Origin of the sequence: Vibrio sp. STUT-A11 (assembly GCF_026000435.1) — a bacterium.
Lineage (GTDB): Bacteria > Pseudomonadota > Gammaproteobacteria > Enterobacterales > Vibrionaceae > Vibrio.
The window spans coordinates 1,046,702-1,070,671 of the sequence record NZ_AP026763.1 but is presented as its reverse complement, the minus strand read 5'-3'; the positions used below and the strand labels follow the sequence as shown (position 1 = coordinate 1,070,671).

Annotated in this window: 20 protein-coding genes and 1 riboswitch; of the genes, 1 reads left to right on the top strand and 19 read right to left on the bottom strand. The window is 45.5% G+C overall.

Going from position 1 to position 23,970, the window contains the following annotated elements; genetic code table 11:
• Window positions 1–18 precede the first annotated feature (18 nt).
• The 8 genes from oppC to moaA all read right to left on the bottom strand — a co-directional run bounded on the left by oppC (window position 19) and on the right by moaA (window position 7,048).
• Window positions 19–921 carry an oligopeptide ABC transporter permease OppC gene (oppC, locus tag OO774_RS05100; protein WP_264905252.1) on the bottom strand — a complete coding sequence of 301 codons (903 nt, stop codon included), beginning with the start codon at window positions 919–921 and terminating at the stop codon, window positions 19–21.
• 15 nt (window positions 922–936) lie between these two features.
• On the bottom strand, window positions 937–1,857 hold the full coding sequence (oppB, locus tag OO774_RS05095; protein WP_264905251.1) for an oligopeptide ABC transporter permease OppB: 921 nt from the start codon (window positions 1,855–1,857) through the stop codon (window positions 937–939).
• Window positions 1,858–1,986: 129 nt separating this feature from the next.
• Complete coding sequence (locus OO774_RS05090; RefSeq protein WP_264905249.1) at window positions 1,987–3,666, bottom strand: ABC transporter substrate-binding protein; 1,680 nt, start codon at window positions 3,664–3,666, stop codon at window positions 1,987–1,989.
• 560 nt (window positions 3,667–4,226) lie between these two features.
• Window positions 4,227–4,682 (bottom strand): molybdopterin synthase catalytic subunit MoaE, encoded by a 456-nt coding sequence (gene moaE, locus OO774_RS05085; RefSeq protein ID WP_264905247.1) that lies wholly within the window; start codon window positions 4,680–4,682, stop codon window positions 4,227–4,229.
• A gap of 1 nt (window position 4,683) precedes the next feature.
• Window positions 4,684–4,941, bottom strand: coding sequence for a molybdopterin synthase sulfur carrier subunit (gene moaD / locus OO774_RS05080; protein WP_264905246.1), 258 nt, complete (start codon window positions 4,939–4,941; stop codon window positions 4,684–4,686).
• Window positions 4,938–5,417, bottom strand: a complete 480-nt coding sequence (moaC, locus tag OO774_RS05075; protein ID WP_264905244.1) for a cyclic pyranopterin monophosphate synthase MoaC — start codon at window positions 5,415–5,417, stop codon at window positions 4,938–4,940. Before moaC ends, moaD begins: the two co-directional genes overlap by 4 nt.
• Window positions 5,418–5,444: 27 nt before the next feature.
• Complete coding sequence (gene moaB, locus OO774_RS05070) at window positions 5,445–5,957, bottom strand: molybdenum cofactor biosynthesis protein B (RefSeq protein ID WP_014232531.1); 513 nt, start codon at window positions 5,955–5,957, stop codon at window positions 5,445–5,447.
• 101 nt (window positions 5,958–6,058) lie between these two features.
• Window positions 6,059–7,048, bottom strand: coding sequence for a GTP 3',8-cyclase MoaA (gene moaA, locus OO774_RS05065; protein WP_264905242.1), 990 nt, complete (start codon window positions 7,046–7,048; stop codon window positions 6,059–6,061).
• Window positions 7,037–7,174: riboswitch (molybdenum cofactor riboswitch) on the bottom strand. (Overlaps the previous gene by 12 nt.)
• 180 nt (window positions 7,175–7,354) lie before the next feature.
• On the opposite strand from moaA, the gene OO774_RS05060 reads away from it, so the two are divergent.
• A complete protein-coding gene (locus OO774_RS05060) occupies window positions 7,355–8,251 on the top strand; it encodes a YvcK family protein (protein WP_264905241.1) in 897 nt (298 codons plus the stop codon).
• 66 nt (window positions 8,252–8,317) lie between these two features.
• Here the strand turns inward: OO774_RS05060 and luxU are convergent, their stop codons facing one another.
• The 11 genes from luxU to OO774_RS05005 all read right to left on the bottom strand — a co-directional run bounded on the left by luxU (window position 8,318) and on the right by OO774_RS05005 (window position 23,958).
• Complete coding sequence (luxU, locus tag OO774_RS05055) at window positions 8,318–8,662, bottom strand: quorum-sensing phosphorelay protein LuxU (protein ID WP_264906070.1); 345 nt, start codon at window positions 8,660–8,662, stop codon at window positions 8,318–8,320.
• A complete protein-coding gene (gene luxO, locus OO774_RS05050; protein WP_264906069.1) occupies window positions 8,659–10,020 on the bottom strand; it encodes a quorum-sensing sigma-54 dependent transcriptional regulator LuxO in 1,362 nt (453 codons plus the stop codon). Before luxO ends, luxU begins: the two co-directional genes overlap by 4 nt.
• Window positions 10,021–10,349: 329 nt before the next feature.
• A complete protein-coding gene (uvrB, locus tag OO774_RS05045; RefSeq protein ID WP_264905239.1) occupies window positions 10,350–12,380 on the bottom strand; it encodes an excinuclease ABC subunit UvrB in 2,031 nt (676 codons plus the stop codon).
• A gap of 637 nt (window positions 12,381–13,017) precedes the next feature.
• The gene (locus OO774_RS05040; RefSeq protein WP_264905237.1) at window positions 13,018–13,596 is read right to left on the bottom strand and encodes a hypothetical protein; all 579 of its coding nucleotides are present in this window, start codon (window positions 13,594–13,596) and stop codon (window positions 13,018–13,020) included.
• Window positions 13,597–13,752: 156 nt separating this feature from the next.
• On the bottom strand, window positions 13,753–16,629 hold the full coding sequence (locus tag OO774_RS05035) for a host specificity factor TipJ family phage tail protein (protein ID WP_264905236.1): 2,877 nt from the start codon (window positions 16,627–16,629) through the stop codon (window positions 13,753–13,755).
• Between the two features lies 1 nt (window position 16,630).
• Entirely contained in the window at window positions 16,631–17,026 is a 396-nt protein-coding gene (locus tag OO774_RS05030; protein ID WP_264905234.1) for a C40 family peptidase, read from the bottom strand.
• Window positions 17,027–17,045: 19 nt separating this feature from the next.
• Window positions 17,046–17,534, bottom strand: a complete 489-nt coding sequence (locus OO774_RS05025) for a DUF1833 domain-containing protein (protein WP_264905233.1) — start codon at window positions 17,532–17,534, stop codon at window positions 17,046–17,048.
• 144 nt (window positions 17,535–17,678) lie between these two features.
• Window positions 17,679–20,366, bottom strand: a complete 2,688-nt coding sequence (locus OO774_RS05020; protein ID WP_264905231.1) for an SGNH/GDSL hydrolase family protein — start codon at window positions 20,364–20,366, stop codon at window positions 17,679–17,681.
• Window positions 20,366–20,833, bottom strand: a complete 468-nt coding sequence (locus tag OO774_RS05015) for a hypothetical protein (protein ID WP_264905229.1) — start codon at window positions 20,831–20,833, stop codon at window positions 20,366–20,368. Before OO774_RS05015 ends, OO774_RS05020 begins: the two co-directional genes overlap by 1 nt.
• Window positions 20,823–23,654: a tape measure protein gene (locus OO774_RS05010; protein WP_264905227.1), complete on the bottom strand. Its 2,832-nt coding sequence runs from the start codon at window positions 23,652–23,654 to the stop codon at window positions 20,823–20,825. Before OO774_RS05010 ends, OO774_RS05015 begins: the two co-directional genes overlap by 11 nt.
• The gene (locus OO774_RS05005) at window positions 23,644–23,958 is read right to left on the bottom strand and encodes a DUF1799 domain-containing protein (RefSeq protein WP_264905225.1); all 315 of its coding nucleotides are present in this window, start codon (window positions 23,956–23,958) and stop codon (window positions 23,644–23,646) included. Before OO774_RS05005 ends, OO774_RS05010 begins: the two co-directional genes overlap by 11 nt.
• Between the last annotated feature and the right edge of the window lie 12 nt (window positions 23,959–23,970).

Here is a 23,970-nt window from a genome sequence, read left to right as displayed (position 1 = left end):
TCCTTAATCTATCTGTAATTATCTGTCTTTAGGATCCAGCGCATCGCGCAGACCGTCACCAACGTAGTTGAAGCAGAACAGAGTCACAACCATGAACGCGGCTGGGAATGCCAGCTGCCAGATTGCTACTTCCATTGTCTGTGCACCTTCTTGTAGAAGTGCGCCCCAACTTGTCATTGGTTCCTGAACTCCAAGACCAAGGAACGATAGGAATGATTCAGTCAGAATCATGCTAGGGATAAGCAGCGTTGAGTAAACCGCTACGATACCCAGTACGTTCGGTACGATATGGCGAGTAATTATCTTCCAGTTACTTACACCACAAACGTGTGCCGCTTCGATGAACTCTTTACTACGTAGGCTAAGCGTTTGACCACGTACAATACGTGCCATATCCAGCCATGCAATTGCACCAATCGCTACGAAGATAAGAATAATGTTACGGCCGAAGAAGGTTACTAGTACGATAACTAGGAACATAAACGGGACCGCGTATAGGATCTCAAGGATACGCATCATGATACGGTCAACTTTACCGCCAATGAAGCCAGATGCTGCACCGTAAAGCGTACCAATCAATACTGCTACGAATGCACCCATAACCCCTACCATTAGGGAGATGCGGCCACCAATCAGTGTACGAACGTACAAGTCGCGACCTAAGCTGTCAGTACCGAACCAGTGGTCAGCGTTAGGTGAAACGTGCATCGCGTACCAATCGGTATCATCAAAAGCGTGTGAGGCGATCATCGGCAGTATAATCACCGCCAACGTCATTAAAGCCAGGATAAATAAACTCACCATCGCCGCTTTGTTACGCATAAAGCGAATACGAGCATCCTGCCAAAGACTACGACCTTCAATCTCTAAGTTCTCAGAGAATTTTTCAATCGCTTCTAGGTTTTCTTTTTTCGTTAACATAACCAAACTTCCCTGTTAGTAGCGAATTTTAGGGTCAATCATTGCAAGTAGGATATCGACAATCGCGTTGAATAAAATGAATAGGAAACCAATCAAAATGGTTACACCCATTACAAGCGAGTAGTCACGGTTAAATGCAGCATTAACGAACAGTTTACCAATGCCAGGTAGACCAAAGATGGTTTCGATAACAACAGAACCGGTGATGATACCTACGAATGCAGGCCCCATGTAAGAAACGACAGGGAGTAGTGCTGGCTTAAGCGCGTGCTTAAGGATGATGTAACGGTAGCTTAGACCTTTAGCTCGCGCGGTACGGATAAAGTTACTGTTCAATGTCTCGATCATTGAGCCACGGGTGATACGCGCAAATGTGGCAACGTAAAGAAGTGACATACCGATCACTGGAAGCACAAGGTACTTCAAGCCACCATCTTGCCAGCCACCTGCTGGGAAAATGTGCCAGTGAAGGGAGAATAGGTAGATCAGTGCCGGAGCCAATACAAATGAAGGCATTACCACGCCTAACATCGCCGTTGACATAATGGTGTAATCGACCCAGGTATTCTGTTTTAAAGCAGCGATTGTTCCTACCGTCACCCCCATGATCAGGGTGAAGATGAAGGCAATGAAACCTACTTTTGCAGATACTGGTAACGCAACAGAAATCAGTTCGTTAACTGAGTAATCCAGGTACTTGAATGACGGTCCGAAGTCACCTTGGACAACGTTAAACAAGTAAGTCGTGTATTGCTCGAATACAGGCTTATCCAGGCCATATTTAGCTTCGATGTTAGCCATAACTTCTGGTGGTAATGGACGTTCTGTCGAGAATGGATTTCCCGGAGCAAAACGCATGAGAAAGAAAGATACGGTGATCAAAACCAACATTGTTGGGATCGCCTCAAATATCCTTTTTGCGATGAATTTAAGCATAAACTCACTCTTTCAGTCTGTGACAGTGTAAATTAAAACCAAATGTCCAAATTTAGGACACAACATAGGCGCTACATGTGATCTCTCACATGCAGTGCCTAATTTTTTATAATTCTATCTGATTAAGATTTACTCAGTGATGTATAAGTCTTTTGAGTAGATCTTTTCTTCTGCGTTGTTAGCTGGGAAGCCACCAACTTTAGGAGACAGTAGACGTGATTTCACGTACTGGTAGATAGGTGCGATTGGCATATCCTTCGCCATCAGTTTCTCAGCTTCTGCGTATAGTGCTTGGCGCTGTTCGTCTGATGTAGAAGCAAATGCTTTGTTCATGATCTCGTCGTATTCTTTGCTATCGTAGTGAATACCACCAGTGGTGTTGTTGCTCATCATTAGCGTTAGGAATGATGAAGCTTCGTTGTAGTCACCACACCAACCTGCGCGAGCCACTTCGAAATTACCTGAATCTTTAGTTGATAGGTATGTTTTCCACTCTTGGTTTTCTAGCGTAACGTCAAGACCCAGAGTCTTCTTCCACATAGAACCTAGAGCAACCGCCACTTTCTTGTGGTTCTCTGAAGTGTTGTAAAGAAGGTTGAATTTCAGTGGGTTATCTTTGCCGTAACCTGCTTCTTCTAGAAGACGGGCAGCTTCGGCGTTACGCTCTTCCTGAGTCATCTTACCGTAAGCTGGCATTTCAGGATTGAAGCCTGCTGTGATTTCAGGCGTTAGGAAGTAAGCTGGCTTTTGGCCTTGGCCCATTATTGCGTTACTGACGATGTCACGATCGATCGCGTAAGAGATCGCTTTACGTACACGTACATCATCAAACGGTGCTTTCTTGGTGTTGAACAGGTAGTAGTAAGTACACAAGTTACCCACAACTGATAGTGATTCTGGATGTTCTTTCTGCAATCGTTTGAAGTGTTCTACAGGCACATCGTAACTGATGTTAATTTCACCCGCGAGGAAACGGTTCATTTCCGCTACCTGGTTTTCGATAGGTAGGAAAGTAACTTTATCCAAAGTCGTGTGTTCGTTGTCCCAGTATTGCTCGTTACGCTTCAATACCAAGCGTTCGTTTACAACCCAGTTATCAACAACATATGCGCCGTTACCTACAAAGTTCTCTGGTTTGGTCCACTGATCACCGAATTTTTCAACAGTAGCTTGGTGAACTGGCTTAACAGTTGTGTGGCCCATCATCATGACGAAGTACGGTACTGCAGTATCAAGCTCAACAACCAACGTCTGGTCGTCAACCGCTTTCACACCTAGCTCGCTTTTATCTTTTTTACCAGCAACGATGTCTTTCGCATTCTTCATCTTGGTGTATTCCATGTACCAAGCGTATGGAGAAGCGGTTGCAGGATCGACTGCACGCTGGAAGCTGTAGACGAAATCACCGGCCGTAACAGGATCGCCGTTAGACCATTTTGCGTCTTTGCGTAGGTGGAAAGTGAATGTTTTGTTGTCTGCAGTTTCCCAAGATTCAGCAACACCAGGGATGGTATTACCATCTGCATCTTGGTTTACAAGGCCTTCAAGTAGATCGCGAATCACGTGAGACTCAGGAACACCTTGTGATTTGTGTGGGTCGATTGTCGCTACTTCTGTACCGTTACCACGCACTAATTCTTGAACCGCAGCAAGTTTTGGCTCCGAAGAATCAGATTTCGCTTCAGAGGCAGGGGCTGGTGCAGGCTGAGCTGCTTGCTTCTCTTCTGGCTTATCACCACCACAACCAGCAAGAGCTAGAGAAAGACCAGCGCCAATGAATAAAGCGCGCGTGATTTTATTCTTATACATGCGTAAAACTCCAAATTTTTTTGTTAGCATCCATGACCTCTTTGTAGGTTCACAAAAACGGGCTGTGATTTAGATTTTTTTAGCGCATAAACTAAGCACCAAAAGCCTAAAACCATACAAAGACTGCGGCATACATTAGCAATCATTGAAGTTATTTACCATAAAAATGTAGCAAAAAGACCGATAATCCTGCATCTGTCGCACATTTCCAGTAAAAAAATCTAATTAAATATACTTTACCAGCGCAACAGGGAGTTAAACATCTCCTCAATAGATTAAAGTTTCGATTAATCTGAATTAAAACCAATTGGCAGCATTATGCACTAACTTTAAGAACAACATTAACACTTATGACACACAGATCTTCGCAAACGTTTGCTTATATGTTGCTGCACATGTCCCAGTATTGTGCAGATAAATCGAGAAAAATAGGTGAGATATCCGTTCCACAAATGTTTTTTAAAGACACGCAGGATTAGATAAAAAGGAATAAACAAAAAAAGCTAAGTATATGTAATACTTAGCTTTTAATCTTAATATGCGCAAGAAAGCGGACTACACTACTTTTCCCAGCGTTTTGCCGCTTTGTGATCAGTATCTCGTGATTCAATCCAACGATTTTCACTCGTAGTGCGTTCTTTTTTCCAAAATGGTGCTTGGGTTTTTAGATAATCCATAATGAATTCGCAAGCATCAAATGCTGCACCTCGATGGGCACTAGAGACACCAACAAAAACAATTTGATCACCAATGTCCAAATCACCGACACGATGGATAACCCGCACACCAAGTAACGGCCAACGTGTTTCGGCTTGGTTACAAATTTCGACAAGGCTCTTCTCTGTCATACCCGGATAATGTTCGAGATGCAGGCCGACAACATTATCGCCTAAGTTCATATCGCGCACTTTACCGATGAATGTCACGACAGCACCAGAGGATGTCCCCTCAGATAAACCTTGGTATTCTTGGTCGACAGAAAAGTCTTCAACTTGTACAGAAACACGAGGATCCATCTTAACCTCCGGTCACTGGCGGGAAGAATGCTACTTCGTCACCTTCTTTGACTTCGGTATCTAGTGGCACAATTGACTGGTTAACAGCCGCAAGTAGCTTTCCGGGCTCAAGAGCCAAGTCCCACTTACCGTCTTTTTCCATGCCCTTTTCGGCCAAATGAGCACGAACCGCTTCTACCGTTTCAAACTGCCCTTCTAAATCAACACTGTCGATGCCCACCAGCTCTCGCGTCTGAGCGAAGAAAAGTACTTTAATCATGATTCTGCCTTGAAGTGTCCTGACTTTCCGCCCACCTTCTCAAGAAGGCGAACCTGACCAATGACCATATCTTTTTGCACCGCTTTACACATGTCATAAATGGTCAACGCTGCGACAGAAGCCGCGGTTAACGCTTCCATCTCTACGCCTGTTTTACCTGCAAGTTTACAAACAGACTCGATACGAACCTTGCCTTCCGACTCAATCGCTTCTAACTGAACTTCAACTTTAGACAGTAAAAGCGGATGACAAAGCGGAATCAGATCCCAGGTTTTTTTCGCGGCTTGAATACCTGCTATACGTGCGGTAGCAAACACATCGCCTTTATGATGTTGACCAGAGACAATCAGCTCGAGTGTTTCTGGTGCCATGTGCACAAATGCTTCTGCTCTTGCTTCGCGGACCGTTTCCGTTTTCGCTGAAACATCGACCATGTTAGCTTCGCCGGATGCATTAATGTGGGTAAATTGGGTCATTGCTTTTCCTTCACTTAGGAGAAAAGGTTATACAGATAGGTGTGGCATAAAGTTACAAGGGCGGTGACTTGCGTCCATCTGCTGCTTGATTATTTTCGTCCAGCCAGTGCGGCATGCACCTGTAGAACCTGGCATAGCAAAGATGACGGTGTGGTTAGCAAAACCAGCAATTGCACGTGACTGGATAGTCGACGTACCAATCTCTTCATAAGAAACCATACGGAATAACTCGCCGAAGCCTTCTACTTCTTTATCAAAAAGTGGCTTAAGTGCTTCTGGCGTGCTGTCACGAGAAGTAAAACCTGTACCACCTGTGATCATGACCGCTTGTACGTTTTCGTCTGCGATCCACTGAGAAACAATGGCGCGAATCTTATACATATCATCAATGACGATTTGCTTATCAACGACATTGTGGCCCGCTTCCTGGGCATGCTCTACAAGGTAGCGACCTGATGTATCATTTTCTTCAGTACGAGTGTCAGATACCGTTAGTACGGCAATATTTGCAGGTTGAAATTTGCTTTCAGCGTGACCCATTAGTTCACCTATTCTCTAAAGTTAGCTTGGATTCGTTGTTTCGATTCAGGAAATACAATCGAGAAAGCCCGCGAGCTTCCTCTATAAAAATTTGTGTGATGTTAGCCGCCAATGGACGCAAGATGAGGCGTCATTCCAGTGTTGCCATCATGCAAGAAGTGACTGACAGACTTAGTCTGCAGCTGAGCTTGAATACGCTCAATTAACTCATTCTCTTGTTCATCACCTTGCAGAAGGTCACGTAAGTCAATGCCATGCTCGCCAAACAAACACAGATGCAGCTTACCCATGGCAGAAACACGAAGCCGGTTACAGCTCTCACAAAAATCCTTCTCATAAGGCATAATTAGCCCAATTTCACCCTTGTAATCCGGGTGAACAAATACCTGAGCAGGGCCATCATTGTGAGAACGGACTTTCAGTAGCCATCCATTAGCAATGAGCTGATTACGGATCGCGACTCCAGAAACGTGATGCTTATTAAACAAGTCATCCATTTCACCCGTTTGCATCAGTTCAATAAAACGCAGTTGAATTGGTCTGTCTTTGATCCAGTTGAGGAATGCAGGCAGCTCGTGATGGTTGAGATCTTTCATCAACACCACGTTCACTTTCACTTGCTCATAGCCGACTTCAAACGCACGCTCGATACCATTCATCACTTCGGTGAACTTATTCTCACCTGTGATTTGATGGAACATGCGTGGGTCCAGACTATCCACACTCACATTGATGTGCGTGAGGCCAGCTTCACGCCAGTTCGCAACCTGTTTGGCCATGCGATAGCCATTTGTCGTTGTCGCGACTTTCTCAATACCAGGAGTCGTTGCGACAGCATGGATGATGTCAGTAAAGTCTTTACGTAAACTTGGCTCACCACCAGTAATGCGGACTTTTGACGTACCACAGTCTGCAAACGCGGTGACTACCCGCTTAATTTCAGGTAGCGATAAAAAAGACGAGTTTTTTTTGCCCGAAGGTTTATAACCATCAGGCAGGCAATAGGTACATTTGAAATTACAAACGTCAGTTACAGACAGACGTAAGTAATAGAATTTACGATGAAATTTGTCTTCGAATTGTTGCGCCACGGAACACCTTTCCAAACACGGGAGGCGTGGTCATTTCCAACCAAGCCCTTGTGGCAGTATGCCACTGGCTCAGAACACCTATCCTTAATCGAACTTAGTGTTGTGAGCTCGGAGTTATGGCAACCAGAGAAAATAAAACTCTGATAGCTTTGCTGTGTAAAATACTGAATATTTATACGGGAATCCAGACTTGAGCACTAAAAAATATCTCAAGTCACACAATTTACCGCTAAGTGAGTACCGTTAGTGCACTCATTACGTTAAATTGTAGCCGTTTTTACGAATTTTATTAGAAGAATGTAACGTATGAGTATCTATACGGATAACAAAGTAGTCGCAGTTGGCGGTGGCCATGGTTTAGGTAGAATGTTAGCAGCACTGAGCGATTTTCGTGGCAACGCGACGGGCATCGTCGCTACCACTGATAATGGCGGCTCCACTGGCCGAATTCGTCATTGTCAGGGTGGTATCGCTTGGGGTGATATGCGTAATTGCATCAACCAGTTGATCACGGAACCATCAATCAGTTCAATGATGTTCGAATATCGTTTCAAAGGCAGTGGTGAACTTGACGGGCATAATTTAGGAAACTTAATGCTCACGGCATTGGACAACCTTTCGGTACGCCCGTTAGATGCGATCAATCTTATTCGCAATATGCTTAAAGTCGATGTAAATATTCTGCCGATGTCAGAGCACCCATCCGATCTGTCTGCCCTATCTGTCGATGGCAAATGGGTCACCGGAGAAACCAGTGTCGACCACATGGAGACTGACCTTCGCCGTTTAGACCTTTCTCCTGAAGTACCCGCAACAAAAGAAGCAGTGGCTGCATTATCAGAGGCTAACGCGATTGTTTTGGGGCCGGGAAGCTTTCTGACCAGCATCATGCCGCCGCTATTATTACCAGAGCTAGGTAAAGCGATCGCCAACAATAAAAACGCCAAAGTCATTTTTGTCGCGAACTTGAGTCCGGAATATGGTCCTGCCGGCCGTATGAGCATGGAGCAAAAATTAGAGTGGTGTGAACGCGCATTGCAAGGCCGAAAAATCGATGTCGTTCTTGCTGAAAAAGCGGAACAACAAGTGCTCGACCGATGGAATGTTGTCACTGAGTCACTGGCTTCAAGCAATCGTGACTGGCGCCATGACCGCAACAAACTTAAACAAGCCATTGAAGATCAACTTCTCAGCCACAACTAATTTTATTCAGAAACCGTAAAGCCCCTCACTGTACATGAGGGGCTTCACTAATTATCTTCAAATCGATTATAGGTTCCAGGAGCGGTAAACCTCTTGTGTGTCGCGCAGAACGTCGATCATGGTCGTGGCTTCTTCTCCTTCTACCGCCAATTCTCCCAATTTGGCTCTTCTATCAATCGATATCGCTAAATCACATAAACGATCAGCACCAAAACTGGCAGCGCTGCTCTTTAACGCGTGGCTGATTTCTTTCAAATACACCAGTTGCTCGGTACCATCATATTGTGACAAATTTTTAATATAGGTATCGATTTCACCTAAAAAAATATCAAGCAGCACTGGTACATTATCACGACCAATCTCCATGGAAAGGCTTTCAATTTTCTTATGGTTCAGAATATTCATGCTCATACTTTCTGCCGCTCTTCCTTGCTGTTCCACGCTTGTAACTTACGGTAAATCGTCGATGGACTGACATCAAGATACCCTGCCGCTCGGGGAATATTTCCGTCGCATGCTTCAATTGCGCTTTCAATAGCCATTTTTTCCGTTATCCACAGTGGCACAATATCCGACGCAGTCATCTCTTTAGGATCAATCAAAGAAGTGGAAGCTTTACGCGCCAATGGCTGATTCAATGGTGGTGGAAGCATATCCAAAGTAATTTCCTTGCCGTGATTCAACACCACAATATTACGCAGAACATTTTGCAACTGACGTACGTTGCCAGGCCACTCATAATTATTGAATCGATCAATCACCTGTTGGGAAAAGCGCACAAAACTTTTCCCCTCTTCATGAGACATATAGCCCAACAGCGAGTAAGCAATTTCCACAACGTCTTCACCACGCTCACGCAAAGGTGGCAAATGTAATGGTATAACATATAGACGGTAGTACAAGTCTTCACGGAAGCGACCTTCCTGAACCTCTTTCCACGGATCACGGTTGGTCGCACACACAAAGCGCACATCCACACTCTTCATTTTTGATGAGCCTACTTTCTGGAAGGTACCCGTCTGAATAAATCGCAGTAACTTGGTCTGCAAGTCCAAATCCATTTCACACAGCTCATCAAGAAACAGCGTACCACCATCGGCTAACTCCGCAGCCCCCTGACGATCGTTCGCCGCTCCCGTAAACGCGCCTTTTACATGTCCAAACAGCTCACTTTCAATCAGGTCTTTTGGGATCGCCGCACAGTTAATGGCGATAAAAGGCTTGTCCCCTCGTTTACTCGCCGCATGGATAGCTTCGGCGCACACCTCTTTACCCGTACCACTTTCACCTGTGATGAAAATACTCGCCTTGCTACTCGCGGCTGAGTCAATCGTACGGTAAACCTGCTGCATGGTTTGGCTACTGCCGATGAACCCCTGATAATTCTGGTTTCCCGGATTATCGGCTTCATTTTTTAACTTGGTCGCTTTTCGTATCGCATTGTTCACCGTGACACGTAGTCGGTCCGCTTCACACGGCTTAATCAAAAAATCCTGGGAACCGTGGCGCATTGCTTCTACCGCAGTATCGATAGAGCCGTGTGCGGTCATAAAGATGATAGGAACGTCTGGATGACTTTTTTTAACAGCATGCAGAACGTCCATACCAGTCATGTCAGGCAGACGAAGATCAAGCAGGATAAGGTCAGGAATACGATGTTTAAGACTTTCGATCGCATCACGTCCCGTACCAACAATGTTAATATCAATGCCTAATGGCGTGAGGTATGAACGATACAACGCCGCAACGGATGCCGTATCTTCGACCATTAATAGATAACGAGACTTTGGGTCTTGAGTAGTTTGTTGTTGCATAACCTAGCTAACTTTTTTGTAATCTTTTAAACAATAATCGCATTACGCTTTGCATTTTGCAAATAACAGCACTTAGAATAGGGATAAAATTTTTCAATAAAAATGCAGATCAACAAGTTAAGGGTTTGGCATAAATCATGCTGAATTTACCCTGACCCCTCGGGTCACCTAGCCAACTGACGTTGTTAGTGAACGTAATGTTCGCAAATAAAGCCAATAGGAACGACTGCCTATTGGCTTCTTTTTTGCCTGTCGTATCAGGTTAATAGTTACTAGCGTTAAGCTCAGCTATTCGCGATAAATTGGGCACGCAATTTTTCAATCGCATCACGTTTTTCAGCCGCTAACTCAAACTCAAGATCTTGAGCATGCTGGTACATTGCTGATTCCAGTCGGCTGATTTCTTTTTCCAACTGTTGTGGCGACATGACTTCATAAGACTGAGACGGCTCTGCAACTTTCGATAATGGAACCTGTTTGCCAGTGCGCTGACGTTTGGATTTGGTAATATCACCCAATTCCATGATGTCTTTGATATTACGCTCCAACGCCTGCGGTATAATCCCCATCTCTTCATTGTATGCTTGTTGCTTCTCGCGACGACGGTTAGTTTCATCCATCGCTTTCTTCATCGATTTGGTGATGGAGTCGGCATACAAAATCGCCTTACCTTCAATGTTTCGAGCAGCACGACCAATGGTCTGGATCAGCGATCGCTCAGAGCGCAAGAAACCTTCTTTGTCAGCATCCAAAATGGCCACCAGCGACACTTCCGGCATATCCAACCCTTCTCGCAATAGGTTGATACCAACAAGAACGTCAAACTCACCTAAGCGAAGATCTCGAATAATTTCCACACGCTCAACCGTATCAATATCGGAGTGAAGATAACGTACACGCACATCGTGTTCATGCAGATATTCGGTCAAATCCTCTGCCATGCGTTTGGTCAGCGTAGTCACGAGAACTCTTTCATCTTTCACCGCTCGAATACGAATCTCGGAGAGCAAATCATCAACCTGCGTCGCGACAGGACGCACTTCCAATTCAGGATCAAGTAATCCCGTAGGACGAACCACTTGATCAGCAATATCGCCGTCTGACTTTTCTAGTTCATAATTGCCCGGAGTGGCAGAAACAAAAATAGTTTGCGGAGCAAGCGACTCAAACTCTTCAAATTTAAGTGGGCGGTTGTCCAGCGCCGAAGGTAGACGAAAACCAAATTCCACCAAGGTTTCTTTACGAGAACGGTCACCTTTATACATGGCACCGATTTGCGGTACGGTGACGTGTGACTCGTCGATAATTAATAAACCATCGTGTGGTAGATAATCAAAAAGCGTCGGTGGTGGCTCCCCCTCTGAACGACCACTCAGGTAGCGCGAGTAGTTTTCGATACCCGAACAAAACCCAAGTTCGTTCATCATTTCAATATCGAACTGGGTGCGTTGGCTAATACGTTGTTCTTCCAGAAGCTTATTGTTGTCTAGCAGCTGTTTTTTACGGACTTCGAGTTCCGCTTTAATATTCTCAATCGCTTCCAGGACGCGATCGCGTGGTGTAACGTAGTGCGTTTTAGGATAGATGGTGTAACGCGGTAAATCACGCTGTTTGACCACACCGGTAAGTGGGTCAAACACACTGATGCAGTCGACTTCGTCATCAAACATTTCAACTCGCACCGCATCTTGATCGGATTCCGCTGGAAAGATATCAATCACTTCACCACGAACGCGAAATTGACCTCGCTCGAAGGCCACATCGTTACGTGAATATTGTAGCTCAGCCAAACGTCGTAGCATGTCACGCTGGTCGATGACATCACCACGGCGCAGGTGCAACATCATTTGCAGATAAGACTCAGGATCCCCCAAACCATAAATAGCGGAAACCGACGCAACAATAATGGCATCTTTACGCTCCAATAATGCTTTAGTCGCGGACAGTCGCATCTGTTCAATATGGGCGTTAACTGAGGCATCTTTTTCGATAAAAGTATCAGTCGTCGGCACATACGCTTCTGGCTGGTAGTAATCATAATAAGAAACGAAATATTCAACGGCATTGTTAGGGAAGAATGATTTCATCTCCCCATAAAGTTGTGCCGCCAGGGTTTTATTAGGTGCAAGCAAAATGGCTGGACGTTGCGCCTGAGCAATCACATTCGCTAATGTGAAGGTTTTACCTGAACCAGTCACACCTAACAGTGTCTGATGCGCTAAACCTGAATCTAACCCATCAATTAATTGCTTAATCGCACCAGGTTGATCTCCTGATGGCTGATAATCCGAGACCAGTTCATAAACTTTGCTCATACCGTTCCTTAACTTTACTGCAAACTAACTGTATATACGTACACTTTATATCTATACCTTAGTAAATGGAATATACGCCTATCTGAGTATTATCTATTATTATTGCGAAATTGCTTCCTTTATCCATAACGCTATAGCCTTACCTGAAAGGCTCTGATATAGTACGTCGCCCTAGTCAATGATAATTCTCAAATATCATTTTTCATATTTCCACAACTTTTCCCCAAAAAGCAGCATAAAGTAGCCTTATCCCCTAAAGTCTAATTTTTATCCACTTTGACTATTTCTACTGACTTACCAATAAACCCCTGTATTATCTGCCTAATTAGTGCATAATTCTGCTTACAAATGCAAAAGATACAAACCGAGTTGCATATAAAATAACTTTACTCAGATTTCATCAACACACTTATCCACAATTTTAGTGGATAAGTAACCCTAGCCCTTTACTGGCAAGCTATACAAAAAAGTAAAGAGCCAGCTGTGATATTTTTTCAAAAAAATGTATTTTATTACTGTTGTAGCCCGTCGCGCGGTTTGAAAAACAAAACCGCACAAAATAAAAAACATAGTCGTTTTCAATTTGCGCGGTTTATAGGTGGAGCTGTATCTCAGCACTCAGCTGCAGGAGCTGAATTTAAACACCTGCTTTTACTAAGTTAACTACATTACCTAGGTTGTTTTCCCGTTGTGGTTTAACGTCTTTATATCCATTTTTACCATAAAAGCGGATAGTGATTTCCTCGTAGTTGGCATTAGCAATTTTCTCAGCCTGTTCGACCGAGATAACATCTCTAACCGTTTCAATCTTTTCATGCTCTTGAGCAACATCATTCCAAGTACCAACATAACTGTTCTTGGTGCCTGAGATTTTCGCTACCATTTCTTTGCCAACATAAATTTCTGCGCTATCAGAGAAGTTCCACGTTCCGTACAAGGTAACATTAAAGACTTCCGCTATAATTTGGTTACTGTTACTAACCCAAGTAAATTCTATAGTGCGGGACTCCATACCATTCAAGGCGAACATGATGTTCTGGTCATTTGCGGTTGCTTGGACATTATCTTTTAATTGGTCGTAAACACAGGTTATTTGCTCACAGTTAGCCTTTAGCGCTTGTTCTGATAAACCACTACCCACACTCATTTGTTTGTAGTCATTTGAAGCACATCCAGCCAAAGCAGCCACTGCTATTAGAAGGGTTGTTTTTTTCATTGTTATCTCTGAATAATTTGATGATTAATTGTTTTTTTAATGCGTATATGCAACTACGCATTATCAAAATATCATACTTTTATGAAATAAACCGTACAGGCGCAGCAAAGAACGTCTTTACCATCTCGCCTATACGTTTCCCCTTAAGGACGTAACTTACTCCCACCATGTAACCCCTTCTGCGGGCGGGAGGTTATTATCGTCTTTAAACATATCCGATACATAATTGGTGGCTTTAACACTGCAGGTCGTGGTGTCATTTTTAACGCTGGGCGTTATCGATGTGATCACCGCTGGTTCTGAATAGCGGGTCGCATCACCAAACAGCCACAGCGGCGGCTCAATTTTCCCTGTCAGGTTCGGGATAAAGTCCAGCTGGCCATCGAGCATCACCACGCGTTCACTGACCTTAGTCGCGGTAAAAGGGCCATTTCCCGTGCCATCATGGCGGCGAACGGTCATATAGTGAGATTCCCCCACCGTCCACTCTAAGTCTCGGTCCACCATAATTTGTGCCACTAATTCATCGTTGCTGTTGCGGACTACCTGCCAGTCGACCACCTCACCAAACTGGCCAAAGTTCGGCAAGTCATCACACAGCTCGGCGTAATCAAGATAGGTACTGTTGAGCGCGTCCATTTCAGTCGTGAACGAGTAATTGATTTTTTCACCCTGCGACCGCCTTAACATTCGCATGCCAATTCGCCAGGCGCGCGTTCTTGATGTGACGCCTTTAGTAAGCTCCAGCTCTCCCCACTTAGTAATCGCGTTCTTATCGCCTAACCAGCACTTAACGCTGTTTGTCGTCCAGTCTGTAGGGTCCATGTAATACACAATTAACCCCTCGTTTTGGTCGGGGTCATAAAGTGTGGTGGTGATGGTTAACCCATCTCCGGTCATGACGTCCGGTGTGTAGACATGACCTGCACCAGTTTTCTCAAACAGTCGCTTAGGCAGGATCTTGCCAATATCGAAACAAAACTCGGCCATACCAGCCTGTAAGACGGTTTTGAGTGCCGAGTAGATGGTGCCCTCATCGACAAACCCACCATCGAAATATTCCTCAGCTGGCGACCACACGTTTTCATGCATCCACAGCAGCTCATCAATATCGATATCATCATCCGATCCGCCAGAGTTATGCACGATATAGCGCACAGCGGGGGCAATATCTCGAGTAGCGTACAGTTCTTCGGTCCAGCCACCCGCGCCATCGGGCACCGGCAGTTTTCGGGTTTGCAGCACCTTGATCTTGTTGGTGGCCGATGAGGAAAGATTGGAGTCTGAACGAATAGACATAGCCAGCACAGTGCTGTTCGCGTAACTGGAAGCCGTGGGTAGCTTACTCTTTAAACGCATCCACTGCAGTTTATCCAGGTACTTGGTGTCATCATACGACTTGGTTTTCCTAACCAGCATCACCTCGGGACGGATCGCGCTTGGTAGCGTGACAGGGTGAGTTTGGCCGATCTGGTCGAAACTCTTTTCAGTATAGGTGAACGGGAACACCTGCCATTCATCGAGTTCGCCTACGTCTGCATCACGGACCCAGATTTCCCAATCCACGGTGTGATTTTGCAGCCTACCTTTTTTGTCGTATCGTCCCCACCCAGAGCTGCGCAGCATGTCAATTTCAATGTAATCGGTGGTGTATCCTTCAGGGCACGCAACGTAAGGGCCAAGTTGATAATCAGGTAGCGTGTCGCTGGTTACATCCAATGAGATCCCGCTGGTATACGTTCCGCCAATAAAGCCGGTCCAATCTTCATCACCAACACGGATCACCGTCATCTGATAATTGGCGTCGGTGGAAACGACCTCATATAGACCATCATCAGTACTCGTTGTCGTAATCTTCACAGTCACACTGGCCGCTGGCGTTAAATCAGTAACGTCATTGCCTTCCAGATCTTTAAAAGTCAGCTCCGTATCTGACAGAGGCACCGCCAAATAAGTCGAATCATTTGAACCTGCGCCAGATAGCTGAACTTCCTGATTGACGCTAAGGACGCTAAACCCTTTACCGATAATCTTATCCGGCAGGGGTTCACCGGTCGTGCCATCGTTACCGCTATCGACAATCTCGACAATGTCATCAATCAGCACTGAAGTGGATGAAATGCCAGTGATGGTAAATGTGGTACCGGCTTCCCATTTGAGGTTTTTATTTTTCCAGTAGTAAGTGGTCTCTCGCTCGCCGTCGCCGTAATAACTTGATCGTGAAAAACGGTCTTGAACCGTTACCGTGTTCTCGCTCAGAATCACGGCTTTATCATCTTCAACGCTCACGTTTACCGAGGTGCTAGGGCCGATAAAGTCCAGACCGCTGGCGCTGTCCGTTCCGCCAACCTCTTCCGCAGTGTAGATATTGCGATGGGCCTCATGCGTCGTGACGTCTTCACCTGGTTCAAAAAGCTGCCAGTTAACATCATCACTTAATCGACTGATGGGCGTGCCTGCGATGGTCAATCCGGTAGAAGATATCTGGTAATGCCCTTCGCCCACATGCAGCATTAGCGCGAGAACCTGCTCATTATTGTCGTTGTAATACTTATACGGACTGCAAAGATAACTCGGCACGGACTGATGCCGACCAAACCACTCCGGTCTGACGCCCATTAGTTCTGCCTTATTCACTTGGACGTTAATGTCATAGATGTTTTTGCCAGTTGGTACCGTCGAGGAGTTGGAGCCCAGCTGATTCATGTTGCTCATGGCATAAACTGAGTAACCCGCACTGAGTGCCGATATCGCTACCACCAACCATGAAATAGGATCAGAAAATTGGGGCGGGAGCACAACATCAATCGTGTCACTGTCGAGTAACACACGGTTACCCCACTCCTTCGGATTAAACATCTGGCCATTAATCTCGGCCACAAAGCGCGGGGTTTTTAACTGATGCCCCGTTGGGCCTTTATCCCAGCCAGAGATATGACGATCGAGGTAATCTTTAAATGTGGGCTCGTTAATCTGGTTTTCTTCGCGAACCGTCACATCGGCAGCATCAGGATAAACAATCAGTGTGGCCATGTTAACTTTTCCATTGATAGTACTTAGTCACAGGCGCGAGCATTTCGAACATGCTGCGCCGGTGGATAGTGGTTTTGTTGATGTCATCATAAGCGTGAATAATGCGGCGGTCGGGCAGAACCAAACCGATATGGACCCAACGGCGGCCTTTGTACTGTGAAGCCAGCGCCAGGGGGTTAAACTCGCACTCGTCCACATGGTCATGTACGGCCCACGCGGCACGCTGAGTGATTGCGTTATCTTTATGGCTGAGCGCGGGAAACTCCGGCATCAACACGCCCGTGAATTGATGATAGAGCCAACGCACCGAGCCATAGCAATCCCAGCCATCCAGATCACGACCACCCGGCACATACGGGACGCGCTCCGCAGTACTGATAATTTCATTTTCAGTCATAGAGAACCTTTTTGAATCGTTACGAGATGGTCGCCAGTCCTGGGGCGTATTCGACGGTAAATCGAGGACGCGGCCAGGCGCTGTTGCTGAGATAGCCGATACCAGCGGAAACCGAGCAATTGGTGCGAGATGTCATTGCTGTAGTAACTTTGAACTTGATCGGCCTTGCTGCAGGGGACGACAGATCCGACGCCATGTATTGACGCAGAGTAATGAGCACATCTGCGCCAGCTTTGCGCGCAGCCTCTATCAGCTGGCGCGCTTCACCAGTGACGTTATCGATACCAAATTGCAATTCCATTTCAGCACCGGTGGACGACTTTGGAAGGTTCACCGCTAGTCCCGCCGCTTCAAAGGTCACCAGGGTGGTATCTTCGAGGGCAGCGGTAATATTCTCAAACGCCGAAACCAGATAGCGAGTTTCAAAAGCGGTTGAGGATAATTGCAGGGTGATGAATTCGTCATCATCACCCGCACTGGCGTGGTATTGTTTTAGGGCTTGAGACATAGGATAAATCTCGTTTTAAGAATGGACTGGGTTGTGATTGCCATGGCCGATTCGCAGCGCGCCATCAGGCATCGATGGCGCGGGGAGTGCTAGGCAGTAATGGAATGCTCACCAGTGGCGCTGTCGGCTTCTATTGCTTTCATGTTAACCACCATAAAATGCAGTAGATGACTTTATCTTGCTCGCAATATAGCAGCCCTGAATTTCTGAACCTGCATCATTAGGATGAAGGCCGTCAGGTAAAAAAGTAGGGGTCGTTTTTTCAATTTGATGGAGTATTTGAACATCAGAGTGACAGTTAAATACTTCACAACCATACCACTCACCCACCTTTTTAATGGCTTCAACCATGTTTATCATTTCGGTTGAATTTGGAGCTGATGCAACACGTTGAATGGGAGTGGTTAGAAAGACAGGCACTGTTGGATACTGAATTCGTATTCGCTCTAATCCATTGCGCATGCCACCATAAACAACCGTCGTATCAATATCAGCGAAGGCAGCGTCCATTTGTGTTTGAAAATCCCCTTTAGGAGCAAACAATGAGTTTGTACCCATCGCAATTACAATCACATCAGGGTTCTGACTAGACGCTAAGAGATTATCAACCTGAATACGAAACCACCGAGGATCATCTTCTATAGCCCCAAAGTCTTCCCAATGCCCACCGCCTACAGCAAAGTTTTCATGCGACATGCCAAGAATACTGCTGGCAAATTTTGGCCAGTTACTGTCACCCGCTGTGATTGAATCTCCTAGAGTGGCTAAGTACTTACCATTAAAACCACTACTATTAAGCCACTCTTTTAGTGTCTTTAAATTGACGATATCAAAGTCAGCTTGCGGTTCTTTCATCACTTTTTCGGCAATGATGTTAAATTCAGAAATTCTATTTAATAACTGGTACCCAACGACATACTGATTTTGTTGCTCGTGTGAAATGATCACATCGTTTAAATCAGTATCATCATTACTCTTACCTGTTATTAATGTCATCCTTGCATACACAGCATCATTGGATGGTCGGAAATTGGCTAACACTGACCATGTATTTCTGTCTAAGTCTTGCGGTAATGATTTGCGATACGCATTAGGTGGATCGCTTGGGTTAAGAACAGGGTTAAAGTCTTTATCATAAAAATAAATATACCGTGAATATCCACCATTGAGACCCTTCACATAAAATGAATCACTTAATGAAAAGTGCTCGATGGAAAAGAACCCACTGGTTTGGTAGTTAGGGTCTGTTTGAATGGCGCCATCATATGGCGATACTACAGATAAATATCCTGAAATGACGTCCGGGATATAAAGCATGTTTTCTGGTGAAATAACTTTACCAAAACTGCCTTTCCCGTAGTTTCTATCGCCATACCCTTTATTTACAACGCCATCATCACTGGTTGGTTCTTGGGTACATTTGGTCGCATCCACTTCTCTCCCCATGATTTTGGAAATGGTTTTTTCACCTTTAACGTAGACATAGTTTCCGGTGCCATTAATTACAACTTCGTTAGTGTCTGTATCATCAGTTGGTGATTCAGTATTAAGCGTAACCCTTGCATAAACCGCGTCTTCACTAGGTCTTAAGTTTGCGACTTCAACAGGTGTTCCATCCTCATTGACACTGAATTTTTTATAGTAAGCGTGTGGTGGGTTATTTGGGTCTAGTACTGGCTGGAAATTCTCATCATAAAAATAAATATATCGTGAATACGAACCCTTAAATTTATGAAACCAAAGGCTATCACTGGCCACAGACAAATGATCAATACTAAAAAAGCCAGTAGCTGTATAAGTTTCAGACTCAATGAGTCCCCCATCAAATGGTGCTAACACAGGTAAATACCCATTAACCACATCTGGAAGATACAGCAGGTTTTTATCACCATTTCTACCTATAAATGCATCCCGCCTAGAGTAGTTTTTATCCAAAAATCCGAAGTTAACAGCATCCTTTTCCTCTGTCGGGTCATCATTTACAAATGATGCGTTTATCCGAGCCCCAAACAACTCATGAATGACAGGGAAAAATGATTCATACTCCGTTAAATATTCTTTCGCTGCTATCGCAACATTGTTCATATCCGTTGTATCGGACTCTTTGGTAGTCACAATGGTGATTCTGAAGTAAACCGTTTCTTGTGTTTTTCTTCCGTTTACCATCCCTTGAGTGGCGTTAGCTGGCAGAGACTGATAGCTATCATCAATAACATTTTTATCTTTGTCATAATATGTATATGCACGAGCATAAGAATCTCCAACAAGACCGTTAATGTATAACTTATCCCCTACATCAAGGTCGCCCACATAGATAAAACCAGATGTCCAAGCCTTATTCGTCACATCGACGACAACGCCATCATATGGCGCTAAAACCGGCAAGTACCCTCGCTCAGCGTCATTTTTACTGAATCGGTTTTTACCTAGTGCACGTAATGTTTGAATATCCCAGACGGCTTTACCTGTAATGGGAGATGTCCGGTTATCCTTTAATATTTTATTGATAGTGCTGGAATAAGGCGCAATAACCCAAACAGCTCCATCCCAGCCATAAAGACCATTATATTCTGGAATAGTGTCATTCCAGACTTCAGCCAACTGATCAACAGGAGGTGCCCCTGCCAAATCCATTTCAGCTTTGGTTTTATATGTCAATCTACCTTGCGCAAGTGCAGATAATGCAGCAAACCTATCCACAACGTCTTTCGCGATTGACTGGATAGGTGCACCGTTATAAGTGCCAGAAGCTGATTCGTCCTGACTCAATTTTACTTTTAACGCTTCCACCGCTTCTTCAAACGAGATTAATAAATCTGGAAAACTGGACATTAAGGTAACTCCGTCATGGTGGTTTCTAATTGAGCAATCAGCTCAGCAAAAGTGTTCGGGGCCAGCATCGTGTCTAACAGAGTGCCTTCATCAAGCTGTGGCACTTTCTTGATCTGCACTGTTGCTGTGTACTCCCAGAACTTGGCATTGACTGGCTTACGCCTATCTCTAGGGTCTTGGGTGATTAAAACTTCGCATTGCTGCAGTTCATCGCTAAGCGGTGTTTTAATATCCATTAAAAACCAGCGACCGAGCAGCCAGTTATCCAGAGCAGATTCAAATAAATTTGCCATACTGGTTTTCATCTTCCAGGTGACTTTCATTTCAGATGGCCGATTCGTTAGCCTTCTGGCACGTTTTCGTCCGGTGCTAAACTCGGTGACCAATACGCCCGTGGACTGGTTCAAGCTCATATCAGTGAGCAGTGGTCGCGGTAACCCTTTAGGGTATGAGAACTTAACTGCCATATTGCTGTATCCTGAATCGGGTCTGCATGACCTGCGACGTTTGCGTGGATGACGATTGCAGTAGCTTCGCGACCTTGATATCTAAGGTGGTCATGTCACCATCACTGGACTGCTCCACAGTACCGGCACGAGAAGCATCCTCAACCAGATTGAGGGTGAGGTATAAATCACTTCCAACATTGTTAGTCGAGCTATTGTCAGAACGGTCAACACCCGAGACATTGACTGATACCGCATTGTCGTTCGCCGCAGGTGCGCCTACAGATGCAGTCATGGCAGCTCCCATCATGGCTTTCATCTGCTGCATCATATCGACCATCCAGCGGAAGTTATCGGCCTGAGTTGGGTTGAGTACCATCTCGTTTGCTTTGAGTAGCCAAGTACCCTCGTTCTCTCTTGGTACACGGTTGATACCATCATGGGCTTGGCCTGCAAATGCTTGACCTGCCACAATACCTACGGATGCATAACCCAGTGTTTTTACTGCTGCTGAAGCGATGGGGCCTGCAATTGGTCCGAGCGTAAGTGCTTTGGTGGCGGCTTCTTCAGTAGAAATAATCATTGACGGAATGGCCGCCAACTTTTGCGCCATGAAGAGAGCGCGGTAGATACCAGATTGTTCTTCGCCAGACTGCCTCAAAAAATTGGTAGTGATGGACAATTGTTGCTGAGTAAAGTCCAGCGTCTCCATCGCAGTTTGATATTGATAGGCTTTTCGTTTTTCTTCCGCTTCTTTGCTAATATCCGTTAGGTTCAGCTCGTGCTCAGCACGCAAGATCTCACGGTTGCTAAAATACTCACGTTCTAGCGCGTCCATCAATTCATTGTTACCAATAGCCTGTTCATAGGCATTTTGGAATGATTGACTTAACGCTTCCTTTCTGGCTTCGTAGGCATAGCCTTCTTGAGTTTTTGCTTTGTTCTCCATGTCTGCCACAATCGATAGGCGTTGAAGCCAAGCGGTTTGCAGTTGGTCAGATTCTTCATAAAACGCATCAATTGCGGAAGTGTCTTTTTTGTCCTTTTTAGTCGCTTCTTTAGCGTCGAGCGATTGCGCTTCAAGCATTAGCTTTTTAGCTAACTCTTCGTTGATGCCTTTTAGGGAGCCATGCTCCAACTCGTACTTAAGCTTTGCTGCATGGGTCGTTTGACCATAAAGTGCATTTTGCTTTTGCAGATTGGCAAGCATCTTATTGGCAGACTCTAATAACTTGTCGTCTTCTGGAGTCTCTGAGTCAGGCTTATCGAGTGGTCTGTTGCGTATTTCATAGAGCTTATCTTCAAGGTCAATGACAGCTTGTGAGTAGCTTTCCTCTTCATTTCGAAGCGTTTCCAGCTGCTTTAAGCGTTCATCAATATCTTTGGTACCGCGCTTCTTACTCAGTGTTTCAATACGAGCTTGAGTTAAAGCCAGCTTACTATTTGCCTCCTCTAGTGCCTTCGATAGTTCTCGCTGCTGTAGCTTGTCCATCTTGCCAAGAAGAGTATCGATGCGGTCAGAAAAGTTATCCGTTTCTTCTGCAGCGTCAGAACTAGACAACGCAAAATAACCGATAGCCCCTGCCGCCATCATGGCAATACCAGCAGGACCACCCAATATTCCTAATAAAGCAGAGCCAGCACGACTGGCGATATTCAGACGGCTTTGTGCAGCGGCAAGCGCACCTGTCGTCGTCACCAGACGCTGACGAGCTGCGGTTAATTGTGCTTCTGCCCCAATAGCTCGAAACTTTTGGTTATTTGACTGGCGCAGCGTTTCAAGGTAACGAACTTCAATTTGCTGTTTGGCTGCCAGAGATTTCAGCTCGGCATAATTAGCCTGTTCTTGTTTGTGCGTTGCAGCAATAGCTTGAAGTTTTGCTGTTGTGAGTACATAGACGGCAGCGGCTCCTCGCCCCATGGCTGCAGACATGGAAACACCCACAATCGTGGTTACCAGATCAGCATTCTCAGCAAGTAGCGTTAATGCGCCTGCGCTGCTTTCTGCGAATACGGTGAAGGAATCAGAGATAGGTTGCTCAAACGCGACGACGGCCTGTTGATAAGCACGGGCCATTTCTGCCGACTTAGCACTAACGTTGTCTGCCGTTCTGGCGGCTGCACCATCGTAGTCCTGAAGTGCCTTAATCAACGTCTCTTTAAAAAACTGGCTTGTAACCTGCCCGTCAACGATCATCTGACGAAAACCACCAGAAGCCAATCCGGCAGCTTTATCCAGTTTATTTAGTAAACCAGGCATTGGCTCAACCACCTGGTTTAACTCTTCCGCTCGGACAATTGGTGAGGCAAGTGCTTGCGACAGGCCGTACATCGAGTTGCCAAGCTGGTCTGTTGTAGCACCAGTCTGGCTTTGTACGTTACTCATGCCTTCAAAGATGTCTCTGACTTGATTCTGAGTAAGCAACCCAGCTTCTTGGAGGCTCGCTAACCTAGCGTAATTCCCCGCCATTGCGATGAGCGTTTTATTGTGGTCTTCAGAAACCTGATTGAGATACTGCTCCGTTTCAATCCATTCTTGCTGACCACCAACGAGAGCGGTGATTTGAGTGCGGATATCCTGGTATTGCGCCAATGAGTCTTTAGCTTGCTGAGCAGCAAACAGAGCAGAGAATCCACCAGCTAAACCGAGCACCTGATTTTTCAGGCTCCCCATCTCTCCGGTTAGCTTATCGGACTCTCGCCCAAGCCCTGACATCTTACCTTGCGCCTGTCCGGCATTGTCTCCCAATTGGTCGACGACAACGCCAGCCTGCTTTACCTGGCCGATAAATTGCTTATTTTCAGCGTTAAATCGCAGAGTGAATTTAAGATCATTGTTCACGTTGGTTGAGCTCCTCGGCCAAGGTTCGGGCGATCACTTTGAGCTTCTGATATTGCTCTGGCGAGTAAGTGGAGTCAGACAACTCCATATCGGCTTTAACGGCCAGCACATCCATACCCAGACATGCGGTGCCGTTAAATTTGAGAAAGCCGGGAATTGAAAACCACCACTGCACCACTTCTAGGTGCTCTTCCCATAGTTCAATGGGCTCATCGTGGGTGTCCTGTATGTTCTGAACGCCCCACAGTGCTAACTCTTCTTCCCAGCTGTCTTCATCTTGTTTGGTGGCATTACGGCGGCGCATTAACGTGCGCAC